The following is a 2,388-nucleotide window of genomic DNA, read 5'->3' as shown; positions in this document are numbered from 1 at the left end:
TGATGGGCCTCCCGTATTTTTCCACCGTCTGGGTGTGGAACTACTATTCCGACCTGCTGGAGAAGGCGAAGTTCGAGCCGTTCAAGACCTATGACGAACTCATGGAGCAGCTGCGCAAGTCCAAGAAAGATAAGATAAGCGAGTACCCGATCCAATGGGTGGCGGGCGTCGGCCTCGAGCAGCTGCCAGGCACTTGGTACCAGATGACATGGAACCGCGGCGGCGTGTTCTTCGACGCGGCCGGCAACCACCAGCTCGGTCCAGGTTCAATCGCACGCGAGACGCTCAAATGGTGGGTACAAACCTTCACCGAGCAGCTGGCCGATCCCGAATCCCTCAAGGTTCAGTTCACGACCTCGGCCAAGGCGTTCTCGGCCGGCAAGAACATCTACCGCGGTCCGAACCATCACTACGGCCTCAACATCGTCAACGATCCTGCCCAGTCGCCGATCGCCGGCAAGGTCAAGGTTCACGGCTCGCCCGGCGACGGCCGTACGATTGGCGACACCCACGTCTATTTCGTGTGCGCGGCCAATCGTGACCGCGACTGGGCGTGGAAGCTGTTGCAGTATCTCGGCGGCCGCACCAAGGACGGCGCCTACACCCAGGCCGGCAACCTGGCGCGCGACGCCATGCTCGGTTCCGGCTATCGGTCCGTGATGGCGAGCACGGCGGTCAGCGAGGGCTGGAAGCCGTGGGGCGATCCGGTAAAAATCCTGGAGATTTGGAACAAGGCGACCTATGTCGGCGAGATTTGCAATTCGGTCTACAAGCCGTGGCATTTCCCCTGGACCGACCGGCTCAACATCGAGGTGCAGAAGGCGTTGACCGGGCAGATCACGCCCGACCAGTGCTGCGACAACCTCATCGCCGCCATCAAGGAAGTGCAGAAAACCTGACTTAAAGACACGCAGGCTTGAACGTGGCCGAGGCGCATCTGATCGGGGACGGACACACGGCGCCGATGCGCCAACCCGCACGGCCCTTTCGTTCCGAGATGTCGTCGAATGTGCTCGGCGTCGTGATGAACATCCCCACGCTCGCCACGCTAACTCTCGTGCTGGCTTACCCGATCTTCTACGCGGCCTATCTGTCGATGCACAAGGTGGCGCTCGCCGAGCTGCGCCGGGGTATTTTTCCGTTTGTCGGCTTCGACAACTATCGCCGCATCCTGTCCGACCCCCTGTTCCTCCTCTCGCTGAAGAACACGCTGATCTTCACGGCGTTTTCCGTGACCGTCGAGATCGTGCTCGCGGTGGCGATTGCGCTGTTGATCGACCAGGCCCATGTGTGGACCTCGCGGGTGACCAAATTCCTGATCCTGCTGCCCTACGCAGTGCCGCCGATCGCCAACGGGCTGATCTGGTCCTTTATCTACAATTTTGACTTCGGCTTTCTAAACCGCATCCTGTTCACGCTCCATTTCGTCGACCGGCCCATCAACTGGGTGGGCGACCCGAACACGGCTCTGTTCGCGCTCGCCGTGCCCTATATCTGGCGCACCCTGCCGTTCGCCATCCTGCTCGTGCACGCCGCGCTGCAGGGCATCAATCCGGAGCTCTACGAGGCGGCCGACATTGACGGCGCCGGCGCGCTCGCGCGCTTCCGACACATCACGCTGCCACTGCTCATCCCGATCATTGTAGTGATACTCGTCCTGCGCACCTCGTTCGCGTTCGCGGTGTTCGAGGAGGTGCTGGCGATCACCCAGGGTGGACCGGGCGACGCCACTTGGGTCGCCGCCTGGTATTCGTACAAAAAGGGGTTTGCGCCGCCGTTCGACATCGGCGTTGCCTCGGCCTCCGCCTACGTGCTCGCGCTGATCGTCGGCGCCATCGCGATCGGCTACGTCGGGGCGATCTATCGGCGGGTTCAGTAGGAGCCTATCTCGGGATTCGATGGGAGGCTGCGTTGCGGCGCGAAGCCCGGATGACAGGAGAAAAGCGAAGCCGATACCGGGGAGTATCGGCGAGCTTTTCGCCGCCTCAGCCGGCCTTCGCGCCGCAACCCTACGGGCCGGCCGCTTTTGGCCGTCCGGTTCGTCGCCGATCTTGTCCGTACTCCCCGGTACGGCCTTCGATCGGCTTCTGCCGGAACGGCCATTCGGCGCAGCCCCCATCTAATTCCGACACTGGCTCCTGATGCCGTCGGCGGGCTGACACTTTGAAATACCAATCGGTTCGTTTCTGCGCGGCTGCCGTTGGCACCCGCGAAAACGGCCGCACAAGGGACGAACGTAATTTGCTGACATAAACACCAAACAACAGCCGGGAGGTCATGCCATGGTTGCGCTTGAAGCCACCGCCGCCGTTCCTCCGATGTCGGAGGCCGAGCATCAGAGGGCCTTGCGCCGCGCCGTCGTCGCCAGCACGGTCGGCACCACCATCG

General features: G+C 62.4%; 2 protein-coding genes. Both read left to right on the top strand.

Going from position 1 to position 2,388, the window contains the following annotated elements; genetic code table 11:
- Nucleotides 1–899: extracellular solute-binding protein (locus JOY90_RS04195; protein ID WP_291689900.1), on the top strand; the 899-nt coding region annotated here is incomplete at its 5' end.
- Nucleotides 900–922: 23 nt separating this feature from the next.
- The gene (locus tag JOY90_RS04190; protein ID WP_291689899.1) at nucleotides 923–1,879 is read left to right on the top strand and encodes a carbohydrate ABC transporter permease; all 957 of its coding nucleotides are present in this window, start codon (nucleotides 923–925) and stop codon (nucleotides 1,877–1,879) included.
- Nucleotides 1,880–2,388 lie beyond the last annotated feature (509 nt).

Source organism: Bradyrhizobium sp., from assembly GCF_019242285.1.
Taxonomy (GTDB): domain Bacteria; phylum Pseudomonadota; class Alphaproteobacteria; order Rhizobiales; family Xanthobacteraceae; genus Bradyrhizobium.
This window is presented reverse-complemented; position numbering and strand designations above follow the sequence as displayed.